Below are 15,770 nucleotides of genomic sequence, written 5' to 3' on the forward strand. Positions count from 1 at the left end.
TCTAGCTGGGTAAAACCGCGTATATTATGTTAACTCATTAGCTAAATTTCACCTTGGGGTGAGCACTCGGATACTAATTAAATCATGCGATTGGAAATAAATTGTCAAGATAGGCTCGGGATAACGCAAGACGTACTGGATATTCTTACCGAGTACGATATTGACTTGCGCGGTATCGAAATTGATGAAACGGGAAAGATCTTCCTTGATTTCCCTACGATTGAGTTTGAAAATTTTCAACACCTTATGCCGAAGATTCGACGCATCGAGGGGATTGATGATGTAAAAACAACGCCTTTTATGCCTATTCAGCGTGAACGAAACCAATTAAGAGCGCTGCTACAAACATTACCTGACCCTTGTTTCTCAACAGACACTAACGGCAAGATTATTTTGTTCAATGACGCGGTTGCGAGTGGCTTAGAATTAAGTCCCGAGGAAATCCTTCAACTTAATATAGATGAAGTGTTAAGTGGTTTTGCGATTACCAAGTGGCTAGATTCGAAAGAGATATATGCGCAAACACAGCGCGTAAAATTCATAGAGCAAGATTATATTGCCGATATTTTACCGGTAGATGTCCCTGACAATGACAAAACAGTGCTGGCCGGTGCCGTGGTGATTTTAAAGTCTGAATCGCGCTTAGGTCAGCAGATTACGATGTTTAATAAAAGCGCATCTAACAGCTTCGATTCGTTCCAAGCATCGAGTACCGCAATGCGTAAAGTCATTCGGGATGCCAAACGAATGGCTGAATTAGACGGTAACATGCTTATTTATGGTGAAGCGGGAACGGGCAAACAACGTATCGCAAGAGCGTGTCACGATAGCAGCCCCCGTTCTGACCAAGGTTTTTTCGCCCTTAACTGTGCTTCTTTACCAGATGATGTCGCCGAGACTGAACTTTTTGGGATTGACCAAGGACAGTTTACTGGCTCAGAAACAAAAGTTGGACTGATAGAGAAAGCATCAGGTGGCACCCTCGTGTTAGATGAAATATCTGAGATGTCTCAGCAATTGCAGTCTAAATTGTTGCGCGTAATAGAGGATGGTTGTTACCGACGTTCTGGTCAGAACCATTCAATACCGGTTGATTTGCGCATTATCTGCACAACCGGCAAAGACTTGTCTGAATGCGTTGAATTAGGTACGTTCCGGGAAGATCTTTTTTATCGCCTAAATGTGCTGGCGATGGTAGTGCCACCTCTCAGGGAGAGGAAGGCTGATATTATTCCACTGGCTGAAAACATTGTTCGTTCTCACAGTAATAAGCTTGGTATTCGCTCACCTAAACTCAGTAAATCGTGCGTAGAATATTTGCAAGCCTATCCTTGGCCTGGAAATGTTCGTCAACTAGAAAACGCTTTGTATCGAGCCATTGCGCTAATGGATGGCAATGAAATAACCAAAGAAGCAATTCAGTTGCCTAGTTGCAGCACAACCGTGAATTATATTGATGAAAATTTCGAGGGAACGCTTGAGCACGAAGTGAAGAAGTTTGAGAAAGAGTTACTGAAGCGACTGTATCCTTCATATCCATCGACTAGACAACTAGCGAGAAAACTTGGCTTGAGCCATACAGCTATAGCAAACAAGTTGCGCGAATATGGCATAAGTAAGGCTACTGTAAAGTATTGATTACATAAAACGCTTGAAGCCCCTAATAAAGGGGCTTTTTTGTGTTTGTATCTTGTGTAGCAAGAGATACTAAATCGGCTGTTTGATTCGGCTATCACGGCTATAATAGACGCCAAACAAGCAATTATTATTTGATGTTTTTATCGTTAGCGTCAATGATTATAATATTCAGCCAATGCAATAAGGTTTAATTAATGAAATTAGCAACTTACAAGAACAATACTCGTGACGGAAAACTGATGTTGGTTAGCCGCGATTTGAGCAAAGCCGTCGCCGTAGGTGATATCGCAGCTACGCTACAAGCAGCCTTAGACGATTGGGCAAAAGTAGAGCCGCTTTTGCAAGCGCGCTATGACGAGTTAAATGAAGGTAAGTTATTTAATGTGGTCGAATTTTCTGAAGATGATTGCGAAAGCCCGCTGCCAAGAGCATACCAATGGGCTGATGGAAGCGCATACGTTAATCATGTTGAGCTTGTGCGCAAGGCCCGTGGTGCTGAAATGCCCGAAACGTTTTGGACAGACCCTTTAATGTATCAAGGTGGTTCAGACGACTTTATCGGCCCAAGAGACGACGTACTTTTACCATCTGACGATTGGGGAATAGATTTTGAGGGCGAAGTTGCCGTAATTACCGGAGACGTGCCTATGGGCGTCGATGCGGATAAAGCGGGTAGCAGTATCAGGCTCTTAATGTTGGTCAACGATGTTTCATTGCGTGGTTTAATTCCAGGTGAATTAGCCAAGGGCTTTGGTTTCTTCCAATCCAAACCTTCTTCTGTGTTCTCACCTGTCGCTGTCACGCCAGACGAGCTCGGAGATGCTTGGAAAAATAATAAGGTACATCTACCTCTTATCTCTCACTACAACGGAGAATTATTCGGTAAGCCAGAAGCTGGTGAAGACATGACCTTTGATTTTGGTCAGTTAGTGGCTCATGCAGCGAAGTCTCGCAACTTAGGAGCGGGTGCAATTATCGGTTCTGGTACAGTGTCAAACAAACAGGGGACTGACCATGGTTCTGCGATTTCAGAAGGTGGTCTCGGTTATTCATGTATCGCAGAGGTCAGAATGATTGAAACGATAAGAGATGGCTCACCTAGCACTGCATTCATGTCTTTCGGAGATACCATAAAAATCGAGATGTTTGACAAGCAAGGCAACAGTATATTCGGGGCAATCGACCAAACCGTGAAACAGGCTTAATTTGTGATCACTCGTGCTAGGTCAATAGACTTAGCACCAAAAAGGAAGGTTTGAAATGAGTCTACAACTACATGGTTATTGGCGTTCTTCGGCATCTTACCGAGTGAGAATTGCCCTACATTTGAAGCAGTTAGCGTTTGATTATATCCCAGTTCATTTGGTAAAAGGCGGGGGGCAGCAGAAAGCTGAGCCTTACACGCGAATCAACCCATCCATGTTGGTGCCCACCTTCATTGATGACGATGAAGATGTTGTATTAAACCAGTCGATGGCAATATTGGAATATTTGGATGACAAGTATCCTGATTCACCACAGCTACTACCGAGTCATAGTTTAGATAAGGCTAGAGTGAGAGCTCTGGCTCAAGATGTTGCCTGTGACATTCAGCCTATTACGAATTTACGTATATTAGAAACATTAAAAAGTGACTTTAATGCCAGCGCTGAGGATGTAAAAGCTTGGAATCAGAAGTGGATTACAACGGGGTTTGACGCCTTAGAAAAACGTTTACAAACACGGTCTGGACAATACTCTTACGGTTATGATGTGACGCTTGCGGATGTGTGTTTAATACCTCAGGTCTACAATGCTATTCGATTTGAAGTGGATATGAGTGTATATCCACTTATTTCTAAGATATGGGAAAACTGCAATAAACTGGATGCGTTCAAAAAAGCGGCACCAGAAAACCAAGTTGACGCTATACGTTCTTGATAGGGAGTTCTGTCGTGTTCTTCACTTGTTTGAGGGCGAAAGTTGAACTTAAGTGATCGACCAGGGGGAGATGAGTTAATTTATTTTTTAAAAGCTGCTCGTACTCCTCAATGCTCTCGACAATGACTTTCAGTAAATAGTCTTTGTCACCACTCGTCGTATGACACTCCACTATCTCGTCAACTTCTTGAACGGCTTTCTCAAAATCAATGAGGGAGTCGCCATCATGATTTTTCAGAGTCACGTAGATAAATACTGACACCCCTAAATTGAGCTTTTTGCTATCGAGCAAGGTTACTTTTTGGCGTATTACACCGTCAGCTTCCATTCGTTTTACTCTTCGCCAGCATGGAGTATGCGAAAGCCCAACGCACTGACTTAACTCTGCCATAGACACCGTAGCGTCCTTTTGCATAACTCTCAGAATTTCTCGATCAAATTTATCTAGCTTCATTATTCCACCATTGTGAGACATTTATCACTTTTGACTAAAGCATTATAGGATAGGTATCCTAGGAAAAGGAAATAATAAACACATTTATTTGACAACTTTTCACGCAGACACTGTAAATTGCAAGATACATCCTCTGTGTCATCGGCTACAATTTCGCCAACTGTTTATACTCGCAGTATATTTTATCGTCTTTAGCCAAATATAATTAAAAACAAAGGTACTTATGTCGGTTTTCGATCATCCAGAATTTGCATCTCATGAACAAGTCGCGTTTTGCCACGACGAAGAAACAGGCTTAAAAGCAATTATTGCCGTGCACAATACACACTTAGGTCCAGGCTTAGGGGGATGTAGAATGTGGAATTACGCAAATTCACACGAAGCACTCACTGATGTACTTCGTTTGTCTAAGGGCATGACATATAAAGCTGCCATGGCTGGCCTGGAACAGGGCGGTGGTAAGGCTGTGATTATTGGTGATCCTAGAAATCATAAGACTGCCGATATGATGGCCGCAATGGGTCGTTTTGTAGATACTTTTAAGGGTAAATATATTACTGCGGAAGACTCTGGGATTTCCGTTTCAGATATTCTCACGATGGGGCAGCATACTGAACATGTTGGAGGAACTTTCTCTAAATACAGCTTTGATGGAAGTCCTGCAGATGGCAACCCCGCGCCAGCGACAGCTTATGGTGTTTTTGTTGGCCTACAAGCTGCTGTTCGTCATCGCTTCGGTAGCGATTTAAGTGGCAAAACTGTCGCAATAAAAGGGGTTGGTCACGTAGGTTTAAGGCTTGCCGAGCATCTTTATAAGGCGGGAGCTCGTCTTTTTGTGGCGGATATTTTTCCTGAAGGCCTAGACCGCGCGGTTAATGAATACGGAGCGACTGCTGTCTCGGTTGATGAAATTGATGCTTTAGATGTTGATGTCTTTGCGCCTTGCGCACTCGGTAACGCTATTAATGCTGATAATATTTCTAATATAAACGCAAAAGTCATTGCTGGAGCGGCAAACAATCAATTAGCGTCTGATGAAATGGGCAAAATACTTGCGCAAAAAGGGATACTTTACGCACCTGATTATGTCATCAATGCTGGGGGTATTATTGATATATTCCATCAACGTACAGAGAGTAACGCTGAAAATCTGAAAGCTCACCTAGAACGAATTGGCGAAACTTTGAGCCGTATTTTTGATCAAGCAGCCGAGACTGGTCAGGCTACGGCGCAGGTCGCTGACGAGATGGCAGAGAGTCGCTTTCAAAAAAGCTAAATTTTTATGTGATAGCTGTTGCAAGCGCAAGTATAGTTCGTCATAATCCACGCCGTCTTGGAAACAAGGCGGTTTCTATGGTGAGCTCTGGTTCTCTCGCAATGATAGTTTGGAAACCCGGTCAGGCCCGGAAGGGAGCAGCCGTACCAAAGGACTCATGTGCCGAGATGTGGCTGGAGCTTACCACCCAAATTTCTAAAGCCAAATAGCTAAACGTTACTCCACCTCTTCTTGTTGCTTCGGATTCGCTTCCAAGTACTTTGTCGCATTGTTTACCGCGTGTGAGACATTCATCTCCATTTGCCTACGTTCTGACATGGGTAAATAAAATGCCATATCAACTTCATAGCGTATATAACGTGGTGGTAATTGATTGAGTACAAGGCACGTCAAATCTGCTAAGAAGTCCGCATCTTTGCTTTTGTTAAAACCCATGGTTTCAATTTTTTCGAGCACCAAGTGTTCGTAATAGTTGTGTATATCATCATCAAGTTTCATGCTCATTCTCCAACATCTTTAGCTTCTGGCTAGGCCATCTCTTCGATTTATCGGCTGAATCGTAAATGTCTACAATCAAGCATATATCTCTTATCCACTTTAGTACATTCAAAACCATTCAAGTTCATGAGAATGAAATATTTCTATGCTTTTCTTGGACGTTTTTTAAACTAATTGCAGTTTTTAGGTATGAAAGACGATAGTCGTAATTCAGTAGGTACATAATACTGAAAGTAGTGATCCAATTAGAATGTTGAAATTTTCATCATAATAAATTAGTATTATTAGGATGTAACTGTTAAATAGAGTGGTATTGTAAAGCGCAAAGTTAGCGGATGCTTTAAGCTCTACCACAGATGAGTACTGAATTTGTGATTGTAAGTGTTGACCAAAATTGTAGCGTGTGTATATTATTGTCGGTATGGGAATAGAAACCCATACAATATATAAAAATCGTATAAACGATTATTTCACACAAGCTTTCGAGCTTATGGTGTCTAGGGAGACATAAATGTTTACAAATACAAAGCTAGCAAAGTCAGTAAAACTGGCTTGTTTGTTTGGTGCTGCTTCGACAGCTGGTATCGCAACTAACGTTGCGGCACAAGCTGAAGAGGGTGCTAACACTGTCGAGAAAATTCAAGTAGTTGGTTCGCGTATTAAACGTCAAGAACTTACTTCTGTAACTCCAGTTGTTGAAGTAACAGATTTCGAATTCGATATTTCTGGTAACTTGAACATCGAACAAAAATTAAACGAACTACCTTCAACACTTCCTGCCTTCGGTCCAAGTTCAAACAACCCTGGTGATGGTACTGCTACTGTTAACCTTCGCGGTTTGGGAACTGCTCGTACCTTGGTACTAGTAAATGGTCGTCGTTGGGTACCTTCACGCCAAGATGGTGTTATTGATTTAAACACTATTCCTGCAAGCCTAATCGAAAAAGTTGACATCATCACAGGTGGTGCTTCAGCGGTATACGGTTCTGACGCTCTTGGTGGTGTTGTAAACTTTGACTTAGTTGATGACTTTGAAGGCGTAGAGTTCTCTGCACTTTATGACATTACTGGCGATGGTGATGGTGAGAAATTCAACTTCGATATCACTATGGGTGGTAACTTTGCCGACGGTAAAGGTAACGCTGTTGTTTACATGGGTTATTCAGAGCGTAAGCCTGTTTTCCAAGCAGACAGAAGCTTCTCTGACGTTGCATTAACCGAAAGTGGCGGCGTTTTGGTACCAGGCGGTTCTTCTGGTGTACCAGGAACGCGTGTTTTCGGTGGCCCAACGCTACCAAATGGCGAAGTGCTAGGTATTTTTGAGCCAGACGGTTCAGGTCGTGCTTTCCAAGACCCAGCTGACCGCTTCAACTACGCACCTGATAACTTCCTTCAGTTGCCACAGACTCGTCACACAGTACAAGCGTTTGCTCACTACTACCTAGCTGACGAAGCTCGTTTGTATGGTGAAATGACTTTCGTACGTAACGAAGTACCACAGGAACTTGCTCCTACTCCTGCTTTCCTAAGCTCGCTAGAAGTTAACCCAGATAGCCCATTCTTTGGTGCAGGTGTTCAAACAGCCCTTGACGGCGAACGTACTGATACCAACGGTGACGGTATTGTTGACGGTGACGACAATGCATTCTTAGGCTTTATCGGTCGTCGTATGGTTGAGAATGGTTCACGCCAATCTGTTGATACTCGTGATGCATTCCGCGTTCTAATCGGTGTTGACGGTGCAATAAATGACTACTGGAACTATGACGTTTATTTAAGTCGTTCTATCTTGTCGCAAAGCAACACGCTTAACAATGACGTTTCTGAAAGTCGTTTCCGTCAAGCTATCTTAGTGACCGACGATGGCACTGCTTGTCAAAACACTGCTGGCGGTTGTGCTCCATTGAACATCTTCGGTGCGGGCAATATCTCTCAAGATGCTATTGACTTCATTAACGTTGGTGCAACTAACCTAACAACAATTGAACAAAACGTATTCTTAGCATCAGTAGCGGGTGAACTTCCGTTCACACTTCCTGGCGCAGACGAAGCGATTGGTCTTGTGTTAGGTTTTGAGCGTCGTCGTGACGAATCAAATTTCCGTCCTGATACTTTCCTTTCTGGTGGTGACGTTCTTGGTTTCAACGCTGGTCGTGCAACAGTTGGTGATTACAGCTCGAATGAGTACTTTGCAGAATTGTCTATTCCAATCTTGTCAGGTCACGATTTAGCTGAAGAGTTAAGTTTGTGGGGTGCTTTCCGTTCATCTGATTATTCAAATATCGGCGCAGTAACTTCATATGCAACAGCATTGAACTACAAGCCAACTGAAGAAATCGGTGTTCGTGTTGGTTACCAGCGCGCTGTTCGTGCTCCTAACGTATCTGAGTTGTTCTTGGGTCAATCTAACGGTTTCCCTGGTGCAACAGATCCATGTTCGGCTGATGGTATCACTACAGACACAGACACTGCATTATGTTTAGCCACAGGCGTTCCTGCTGGTCAAGTTGGTGTATTTACACAAGCTAACTCGCAAATCGAAGGTTTATTCGGTGGTAACCCAGACCTAGGTGAAGAAACTTCTGATACATTCACTATCGGTTTGGTTGTTGAGCCATTAGAAGGCTTAGATTTCACATTGGATTATTTCGATATCGAAATTGAAGATGCAATCTCTGTACTTGGTGGTGGTGTAGCTAACGTACTGGACATTTGTTACAACGTAGTTAAAGACGTAAACAGTGCATTCTGTCAAGCGATTACTCGTCGTCCAGACGGTAACGTTGACGTAGTAAATGTATTGAATGAAAACATCGCTAAGATTTCTACTAGCGGTATCGATTTCAACGTAAACTACTCTACTGAAGTTGGTTTCGGTCTGTTTGAAGATACCTCTACAATGAGTGTTAACTTCCGTAGTACATTCCTTGACACATTCGATGTTCAGCCAGTTGCTGACCTACCTGATGTGAATGAGTGTGCTGGTTCATTCGGTAACACTTGTGGTATTCCACGTTCTAAGTTCCAGTATAACGCTCGCGTGAACTGGAGCACTGGTCCTCTAACAGTATCAGGTCTATTGCGTTACTTGTCAGAAGTTGATGATGATACCATCGCAACTGCAGGCGTTAACCGTAATGATATCGTAGTACCAGAACTAGCTAAGGCATACTACTTTGACTTAAGTGCAGCTTACTTAGTAACTGACGACTTCAAAGTTAACTTCGGTGTAAGAAACTTGTTTGAAGAAGATCCAACGCCAGTTGGTGATCAACAGCAACAAGCTAACACTTTCCCAGAAGTTTACGACGTACTTGGTCGTCGCTTCTTCCTAAGTGGTACTTATACGTTCTAATTTGACTTCTTACTAAGTTAAACATGTAAAAGCCAACCTTGTGTTGGCTTTTTTTTTGAGTTGGCACAATGATTATTTAGAATAAAGTGATATCCTGATGTCATATAAAGGAGTGTTGGTTTTATGTCAGGTTCGCAACAGCAGTTTCAACGCATTCTGCAGCAAATAACGTCGAAAATTCAGAGTAATGAAGCAGAAAAAGCCATTTCTATTATTGAAGCTTTACCGACTGCTATCAAGCAGCATCCCAATGTTCAGCATCTGCAGGCACTGGCATTTAAGGTGCTAGGTCAACTTCCCGCGAGTTTATTGTTGTTTAAGCAATTACTCAGTCAATACCCTAATCAAGCTGAGTTTCAAAATAACGCTGGAAACGTATATAAGGACCTAGGCAACACTAAGCTAGCTTTAGAGCATTACCTAAAAGCGTTAAATTTAAAGTCGGACTACCTTGATGCCTTTAAAAACGCGATGTTAGTACATATTGAGGAGGCTGATTATGAAAGCGCTAGACAGATGCTTAACGCTTACAGTATGGTTTTTTCAAAGCACCCTGTGACGCAAAAGTTTGAAGCCGACGTACTTCTGGGCCAAAAACAATATGAGTCTGCTGCGAATTTGTATGAGCTTATAGTTCAACAGAACCCGAGCTACACCGTTGCAAAACTTGGCTTAGCAGCTGCGCTTCGATTAAGCGAAAGGCTTAGCGAAGCGAAAATGTTGTTGCTAGATGTTTTAAATGAACAAGCATCAGCCAATGCTCATTATCAGTTTGGCCTTTGTTTATTCGAAGATGGAAATTACGAAAAAGCTGAGCACGCTTTTGAGCAAGCAATTTTGCTCAAGCCAAGTTATAGGGCTGCGCACAATCAATTGAACGAAATGCTTTGGCAACTGAACAGCATGACTAAATTTGGTAGTAGTTATCAGCGTGTTTTACAGACTGAGCCAGATTTAAGCCAATTGCGTGAAGACTATGTAGACATGCTGATTAATGCGGAACATTACGATTTGGCAGTAGAACAGATCGAAATTGGTTTGAATTCAACACCAAGTCAATCTGGTTTGTTAGCGGCTAAGTCAATGCTCTTAGCAAATCAGCAAAATTATGAAGAGGCCTATGAGTTGGCCAAACAAGTATGGACTGAAAGGCAGTCATTTAGGGATGGTATTGAATTTATTAAACTCGCGATCAAAATGGAAGACTATCAGGCTGCAAGCAAAATTATTGACAAGCTGAAGGCCGAGTACCCTGAGAATCAGTTAGTGCAGGCATATCACGCCACTTGTTTAAAATTGACAGACCCAAATGCTTATCAAGAGTTTATAATGCTATCGCATTCGATTAAAGCCTTTGAATTACCTGTTCCGGAAGGGTACGACTGCCTTGAGATGTTTCTATCCGATTTAAAAGCTTTGCTTAGCTCTATGCACACGACAAATACCCGACCGTTGCAACAAACTTTGCGCAAGGGGACCCAAACTCCGGGGCGTCTTTTAGAGCGGGGAGAGCCATTGTTAAATAAGCTTAAATGGGCCTATGAAAGCACGGTTTCAAAATACATATCGGCACTCCCTGATGATGATCAGCATCCTTTCCTAAGGCGCAAAAGCAAACACTTTAAAATTACTGGAAGTTGGTCGGTAAAACTCGATAATTTGGGTTTCCATGTAAATCACGTGCACCCTGACGGTTGGATAAGCTCCGCATGTTATATTGCTGTACCAGATAATCTAAGTGAATCAGAAGGCTGCATAAGGTTTGGTCAATCACCTCTTGAACTGGGAGATAAAGATACACCCGACTTATCGATTACTCCTCAAGCTGGACAGCTTGTGCTGTTTCCATCTTTCATGTGGCACGGCACTTTGCCTTATCATTCCGAGCAAATGCGCTTAACGGCACCATTCGACGTAGTACCCATCGCGGAAAAATATAATGATTAATGAAAGTAAGGCTTGGGATTTGTATTGGGAAACTGGTGCGCTTGAAAGCTGTGTAACACAATCTGATGAGTTAGTACAAAGCGCCTTAGAAACGCTTTGGACTGGTTTCGTTTCTGACAAAAGTCAAACCCAAAGTTTATTGGATTTAGCGACAGGAAATGGCTCTGTACTAAAGATATTAGTGCAAGTTCAACCAACGCTTCAGTTGACGGGTGTTGATCAAGCGAAAATCACAGCTCACCCATCTATTGTTAAGCAGGGTTCAAAAAACGTAGCACTTATTTCTAATGTCGATATAAAAAATATGGAGTTTAAAGACCAGACCTTTGACTTCATCACTAGTCAGTTTGGCCTTGAATATGCGCTTGATAAACCTATTAGTGTCGAAGCAAAGGCACTTGTTGAAATAAATCGATTGTTAAAGCCTTCCGGTTCTTGTCAGTTTTTGATTCACCATGCTGATAGTGCGTTGGTGAAATCAAATAAGGCTCGTCAGAAGGAATTGCATGCTTTACTTTCCGAAAATGGATTAATTACGCACCTGTCGTTACTGGCGAACGGGCACTCATCTATTGGCGTTATTGAAAAAGTTGGTCAAGATTATTTGGCTATGCCGACTAAAAAAACAAAAGCTATCAGCGGGCAAGTGTTCGATGCAGTCGCCTACTTTATTCAGCGCTTGTCAGCAGGGGAAACGGTTGACGAACTGAAAGAGCAAATAGACCAGACAGTGTTAAGAATTGAGGCTGAGTACTCTCGTTTAAGTCAATTAATTCAAGCTGCATTGTCCGAAAAAGACTTTGCTAACTTTTGTTCTGTATTTCAAAGCTTCGGTTTTGACATACTCAAAGATAAGCCATTTGAAGTCGTAAATCAAAAAGACAGTTTTGATTTGCTAGGATGGCAGTTTTTGGCACAAAAAAGTGGTAGGGCATAATGTCAGGTAATAGCAACAAAGATCTCAGGGGCAAGCAGGCCAGCTCCACTACTCTTAGACCAAATAACGCTCAAGACATCAAATACGAAATTGATAGAATTACTCAATTGTTAAATAGTAATGAAATAGAGAATGGTTTGCGTCAAACTCGAGAACTCGTCAAACAGCATGCTACAAATATTGAAGTCTTAAACTTCTGGGGTAATGTTGAAGAGCAACTGGGGTCATTAGATGAGGCCATTAAAGCTCACCGAAAAAGTATTCAGGTGAAACCGGATAGTCCAATTTCCTATCTGAATCTTGGCTACCTGTTGGCTACGAGCAGCAAGGTAGACCCTGTATTAAAACAAGAAGTGGATTATTGTTTTTCGCTGCTATTAGACTTGGCACCAGCTTGGTTTTTTCAGCTTCACGAGCAAAATTTTTCGAGCTTGGTCAAGCAGAAAGTCGTTTATGCTGGCAGAAGGTTGGTTCAGCTATTTGACACACTTCATATTGAGGCTGTCGGTGACTCAAGTAACACGATACGTGTGAAAAATGCTGTGTGGCCTCAAACTCATTTGAAACCATTTACATACAATTATGAATCTCAAAAACCACATCTTTTTTATGTGCCCGAGCTCAAAGCCATTCCAATTTGGCCTTTGCGAGAATTCTTATGGGCGAATGAATTTATGGCTCAGTATCCGTCAATAGCAGAAGAGTTTCATTCAACACAGACCTTGGAGGAGATGCAAACACGCCCATACCTAGATACGCATTTCGGAGCCAATAGCGATTTAGAGGAGTTGGCAGGGCAAAGTTCATGGACCGCGCTGGATTTATACAAAGAAGGGAAGCGCTCCCCATTCGCTGAAAAGTATTTCCCCAAAACACTCAAAGCTTTAGAAGCTTTGCCTCTTTCTGGGCGTGGGGAGCGTCCTGATGAAGTTTTCTTTTCAATACTTCAGCCTGGGCAGGAAATTCCTCCTCACTTTGGTCTATCAAACCACAGTCTAACGGTCCACTTGGGAATAGATATACCTGGTGGTGAATTAACCGTCGCAGATGAACATTATTGCTGGAAAGAAGCGGAGTTAGTTGTGTTTGATGATAGCTTCCTGCATTCTGCAATAAATGACACAGAGAAGGTGAGGGTTGTTTTACTTTTTTCTATTTGGCATCCAGATTTGAGCGATAAAGAAATACTCGCAATTAAACGAGCATTCAATTATCGCCAAAGTTGGTTAGAACAGCGCTATGTTGGTTCTTAAGCCCGAAACCAACCGCTAATTGCGAGACGCAGAGCTGGCGCATAAGGTGCGATACACGTTACTGAATGTATATGCTTGACATCAAATAGACTTAGGCTATTGAAAGTGGGTGTCCAAGAGTGTGTGCTCGTTCCATCCGCTTCAAAGAATTGTAGCAAACCACCCCAGTCTGCATGCCAGTTTGGTGATAGGTTAATCACGAAGGCAACACGCCTTGTCTCGTTTGGTAAAACATCATTATGACGAGTTAAAAATTCAGAGCGAGCAAACCGAGTGACATTCGCATCGGCGTGTGTAATATCATGCATGCCTGTAACTGATTTAATCCAAGTGATAGTAGTGGGGCTGTTAAGCCATTCAATCACCTGACGCAACTTCTGATTTTCATCATCCTTTTGGATAATGTGACGGCCATAAAGAAAGCCAACACCTTTTGCTGCGTTACCGAAAATCTCAGCCTGCAACTGTTGCCTCGTTTCGTCGCTATGCTTGCGCAACTCAGCTTCAGGTACAGCTTTGTTTTCACCTCCTGCATGAAAGACTAAATCAAACTCACGGATGCTTTGCAGAGTCTGACTCAAACTTTTTGCATCTTCGGGCTGTAAGAAGTTGGTTAAACGACATTTATTTGATTCGGAAAAAACCTCAGCTACTGATGTAATCTGCTTAGCATCAAAATAAGGAGAATACATATTACTTTGCCTTTTTTATTGTATTTAAACGCACAAGGTTTTGCATTTGATTTAATGAACCTAAATGGATATGAATACACTCTAGGCCGCTGTCTACTTTTCTAAGTTTAATAAAATCTTCATCAGACAAGCTACGTAGCTTTTCGTAATCTATGACCATAAAACCACCAATCGACTTAGCTTCGCCGTCTTGCTGAAATTCAAGAGCCTTCTCTGAAAACAAACCGATATTGTCTAATAGCTGAAAGAAATCCTTAGAGCGATATTGCATATTGTGGATGTGAGCAAGAAACTGCTGCACTTTTAACACCTGTGCGCTAGGACTGCCATCCGATTTAAACAAGTCGATTCCGAATTTATCATTAATTAAGCTCTTGTCATCATTCACGCACAAGGCCATTTCTTCAGAATCTGGTGATGTTCTAACCAGACTGAAGGGGTAGCGGCGAACAATTGAAGGGATATAACTTACCGTCCATTTTCCAGCATCATCTATGAACAAGTTTTGTTCAGGCTCCAAGCCAAGGATAGTTGCAGCGGATACAGACTTGTCTTCGTTGCGCAAAAATACGATTGGGTAGCTGGTGCTGGCCATGCCAAATTCATCCATAGTAATACTCGCAATATGGAAGTTTTTAGCATGTTCGAAGTTAGTTATCTCTTTGATTTTTTTGTTTTTATGGATGTCTGCGTTCAACGCAACGTAATTAGCATTCATTCTTTATTCAAAGCCTTATTATTTGTTTTTATGTTATGGCGGTTGGCGATACTTAACTATCACTGATTTCTTGATCCTTATTGTACTCAATAAGAACAAAAAAACTAAGAGAAGATTTGTAAATTAAATGTTTAAAAAAATCCGCATTCTCATTGATTCTTCCTGAGCGATTTCTTGACATTTATCTAACATCCTGTGACTATCTAAAGGGAGTGCATGCGTAAGTGAATGCACGTCTATGATAATTATAATTTCAATGCCCTTTAAAAAAGCGGCGTGAACATCTAAAACTATGGTTGGGAATATGTCCAAAATGAGCAAGAGAACTCAAATAGCGTCATGCGTTCTAGGTGCCTTAGCACTAGGAAACGCTACGGTCGTCTCTGCAGATCAGCTTCAGGATTTACAGAAAGCAGAAGCAAAGATTCATACAGCTGCAGCGAAATCTCAAGAAAAAATCAATAACCTTTTTGAGCAATCACAAGAATTGTTGGCGGAATACAGAAACGTCATCGATACGACTGAAGGCTTGAAAGTGTATAACGATTACCTCGCGAACTTGGTTGCTGACCAACAGCGCGGTATCGACTCTTTACAACGTCAAATCGATTCAATTGACGAAACGCGTCAAAACATCGTACCTCTTATGTTTGCAATGATTGACAGCTTGGAAGAGTTCATCAATTTGGATATTCCAATCAATCTGGAAGAAAGACAGGAACGTGTACAAAGACTGCGTGACGTGATGAGCAACTCTAGCGTAACAGTTGCCGAGCGTTTCCGCTTAGTTCTTGAAGCTTACCAAACAGAAAATGAATACGGTACGAAAATCGAATCATATTCAGGTCAAATCGATGACAATGGTCAGAGTGTACAAGTTGATTTCTTCAACCTAGGCCGTACTGCTTTGTTAGCGCTATCTAAGGATCAAAAAGCCGCTTGGGTGTGGGATAACGATTCTCGCAGTTACCAGCAGCTAGGTGATGAATACCTCAGCTCGGTAATTCAAGCTGTACGTATGGCGCAAGGCTTGGTTCCACAAGACCTTATTAAACTACCAATCAAAGCAGCTGCGGAGTAAG

13 protein-coding genes and 1 other RNA gene are annotated in these 15,770 nt (G+C 42.1%); 10 read left to right on the forward strand and 4 right to left on the reverse strand.

Annotation, left to right across the window (positions count from 1 at the left end; genetic code table 11):
- The first annotated feature begins 84 nt into the window (after window positions 1-84).
- The 3 genes from tyrR (at window position 85) to maiA (ending at window position 3,558) form a co-directional block, all read left to right on the forward strand.
- Entirely contained in the window at window positions 85-1,638 is a 1,554-nt protein-coding gene (tyrR, locus tag RM544_RS10110; protein ID WP_311361665.1) for a transcriptional regulator TyrR, read from the forward strand.
- A 194-nt stretch (window positions 1,639-1,832) separates the two neighbouring features.
- Complete coding sequence (locus RM544_RS10115) at window positions 1,833-2,843, forward strand: fumarylacetoacetate hydrolase family protein (RefSeq protein WP_311361666.1); 1,011 nt, start codon at window positions 1,833-1,835, stop codon at window positions 2,841-2,843.
- Window positions 2,844-2,898: 55 nt separating this feature from the next.
- Window positions 2,899-3,558, forward strand: coding sequence for a maleylacetoacetate isomerase (maiA, locus tag RM544_RS10120; protein ID WP_311361667.1), 660 nt, complete (start codon window positions 2,899-2,901; stop codon window positions 3,556-3,558).
- Here maiA and RM544_RS10125 read toward each other — a convergent pair.
- Window positions 3,545-4,012 carry an Lrp/AsnC family transcriptional regulator gene (locus tag RM544_RS10125; RefSeq protein ID WP_311361668.1) on the reverse strand — a complete coding sequence of 156 codons (468 nt, stop codon included), beginning with the start codon at window positions 4,010-4,012 and terminating at the stop codon, window positions 3,545-3,547. The genes maiA and RM544_RS10125 overlap by 14 nt on opposite strands.
- A gap of 223 nt (window positions 4,013-4,235) precedes the next feature.
- Between RM544_RS10125 and RM544_RS10130 the strand changes: the two genes are divergently transcribed.
- Together RM544_RS10130 and ffs are read left to right on the forward strand one after the other, a co-directional pair.
- Complete coding sequence (locus tag RM544_RS10130; RefSeq protein WP_311361669.1) at window positions 4,236-5,288, forward strand: Glu/Leu/Phe/Val dehydrogenase dimerization domain-containing protein; 1,053 nt, start codon at window positions 4,236-4,238, stop codon at window positions 5,286-5,288.
- 85 nt (window positions 5,289-5,373) lie between these two features.
- An RNA gene (gene ffs / locus RM544_RS10135) (signal recognition particle sRNA small type) lies at window positions 5,374-5,470 on the forward strand.
- Window positions 5,471-5,504: 34 nt separating this feature from the next.
- Here ffs and RM544_RS10140 read toward each other — a convergent pair.
- Window positions 5,505-5,786 carry a late competence development ComFB family protein gene (locus RM544_RS10140; protein WP_311361670.1) on the reverse strand — a complete coding sequence of 94 codons (282 nt, stop codon included), beginning with the start codon at window positions 5,784-5,786 and terminating at the stop codon, window positions 5,505-5,507.
- 511 nt (window positions 5,787-6,297) lie between these two features.
- Between RM544_RS10140 and RM544_RS10145 the strand changes: the two genes are divergently transcribed.
- The 4 genes from RM544_RS10145 (at window position 6,298) to RM544_RS10160 (ending at window position 13,278) form a co-directional block, all read left to right on the forward strand.
- The gene (locus RM544_RS10145; protein WP_311361671.1) at window positions 6,298-9,141 is read left to right on the forward strand and encodes a TonB-dependent receptor domain-containing protein; all 2,844 of its coding nucleotides are present in this window, start codon (window positions 6,298-6,300) and stop codon (window positions 9,139-9,141) included.
- 123 nt (window positions 9,142-9,264) lie between these two features.
- The gene (locus tag RM544_RS10150) at window positions 9,265-11,088 is read left to right on the forward strand and encodes a 2OG-Fe(II) oxygenase family protein (protein WP_311361672.1); all 1,824 of its coding nucleotides are present in this window, start codon (window positions 9,265-9,267) and stop codon (window positions 11,086-11,088) included.
- Complete coding sequence (locus RM544_RS10155) at window positions 11,081-12,025, forward strand: class I SAM-dependent methyltransferase (RefSeq protein ID WP_311361673.1); 945 nt, start codon at window positions 11,081-11,083, stop codon at window positions 12,023-12,025. Before RM544_RS10150 ends, RM544_RS10155 begins: the two co-directional genes overlap by 8 nt.
- Window positions 12,025-13,278: an aspartyl/asparaginyl beta-hydroxylase domain-containing protein gene (locus tag RM544_RS10160; RefSeq protein ID WP_311361674.1), complete on the forward strand. Its 1,254-nt coding sequence runs from the start codon at window positions 12,025-12,027 to the stop codon at window positions 13,276-13,278. The genes RM544_RS10155 and RM544_RS10160 overlap by 1 nt, the downstream gene beginning before the upstream one ends.
- Here RM544_RS10160 and RM544_RS10165 read toward each other — a convergent pair.
- Window positions 13,275-13,970, reverse strand: a complete 696-nt coding sequence (locus RM544_RS10165; protein ID WP_311361675.1) for a 2OG-Fe(II) oxygenase — start codon at window positions 13,968-13,970, stop codon at window positions 13,275-13,277. The two genes, RM544_RS10160 and RM544_RS10165, sit on opposite strands and share 4 nt — an antisense overlap.
- Before the next feature lies 1 nt (window position 13,971).
- Window positions 13,972-14,688: a SapC family protein gene (locus RM544_RS10170; protein ID WP_311361676.1), complete on the reverse strand. Its 717-nt coding sequence runs from the start codon at window positions 14,686-14,688 to the stop codon at window positions 13,972-13,974.
- 313 nt (window positions 14,689-15,001) lie between these two features.
- Between RM544_RS10170 and RM544_RS10175 the strand changes: the two genes are divergently transcribed.
- Complete coding sequence (locus RM544_RS10175) at window positions 15,002-15,769, forward strand: DUF3450 domain-containing protein (protein ID WP_311361677.1); 768 nt, start codon at window positions 15,002-15,004, stop codon at window positions 15,767-15,769.
- Window position 15,770: the final 1 nt, after the last annotated feature.

Origin of the sequence: Brumicola blandensis (assembly GCF_031846165.1) — a bacterium.
In the GTDB taxonomy this organism is placed as follows: domain Bacteria; phylum Pseudomonadota; class Gammaproteobacteria; order Enterobacterales; family Alteromonadaceae; genus Glaciecola; species Glaciecola blandensis.

What these genes read in the sequence shown, in the direction of transcription:
- RM544_RS10160 (WP_311361674.1), top strand. Translation starts at nt 12,025, where the DNA reads ATGTCAGGTAATAGCAACAAAGATCTCAGGGGCAAGCAGGCCAGCTCC.
- RM544_RS10170 (WP_311361676.1), bottom strand. Translation starts at nt 14,688, where the DNA reads ATGAATGCTAATTACGTTGCGTTGAACGCAGACATCCATAAAAACAAA.
- RM544_RS10175 (WP_311361677.1), top strand. Translation starts at nt 15,002, where the DNA reads ATGAGCAAGAGAACTCAAATAGCGTCATGCGTTCTAGGTGCCTTAGCA.
- RM544_RS10130 (WP_311361669.1), top strand. Translation starts at nt 4,236, where the DNA reads ATGTCGGTTTTCGATCATCCAGAATTTGCATCTCATGAACAAGTCGCG.
- RM544_RS10115 (WP_311361666.1), top strand. Translation starts at nt 1,833, where the DNA reads ATGAAATTAGCAACTTACAAGAACAATACTCGTGACGGAAAACTGATG.
- RM544_RS10145 (WP_311361671.1), top strand. Translation starts at nt 6,298, where the DNA reads ATGTTTACAAATACAAAGCTAGCAAAGTCAGTAAAACTGGCTTGTTTG.
- RM544_RS10140 (WP_311361670.1), bottom strand. Translation starts at nt 5,786, where the DNA reads ATGAAACTTGATGATGATATACACAACTATTACGAACACTTGGTGCTC.
- RM544_RS10150 (WP_311361672.1), top strand. Translation starts at nt 9,265, where the DNA reads ATGTCAGGTTCGCAACAGCAGTTTCAACGCATTCTGCAGCAAATAACG.
- RM544_RS10155 (WP_311361673.1), top strand. Translation starts at nt 11,081, where the DNA reads ATGATTAATGAAAGTAAGGCTTGGGATTTGTATTGGGAAACTGGTGCG.
- RM544_RS10125 (WP_311361668.1), bottom strand. Translation starts at nt 4,012, where the DNA reads ATGAAGCTAGATAAATTTGATCGAGAAATTCTGAGAGTTATGCAAAAG.
- tyrR (WP_311361665.1), top strand. Translation starts at nt 85, where the DNA reads ATGCGATTGGAAATAAATTGTCAAGATAGGCTCGGGATAACGCAAGAC.
- RM544_RS10165 (WP_311361675.1), bottom strand. Translation starts at nt 13,970, where the DNA reads ATGTATTCTCCTTATTTTGATGCTAAGCAGATTACATCAGTAGCTGAG.
- maiA (WP_311361667.1), top strand. Translation starts at nt 2,899, where the DNA reads ATGAGTCTACAACTACATGGTTATTGGCGTTCTTCGGCATCTTACCGA.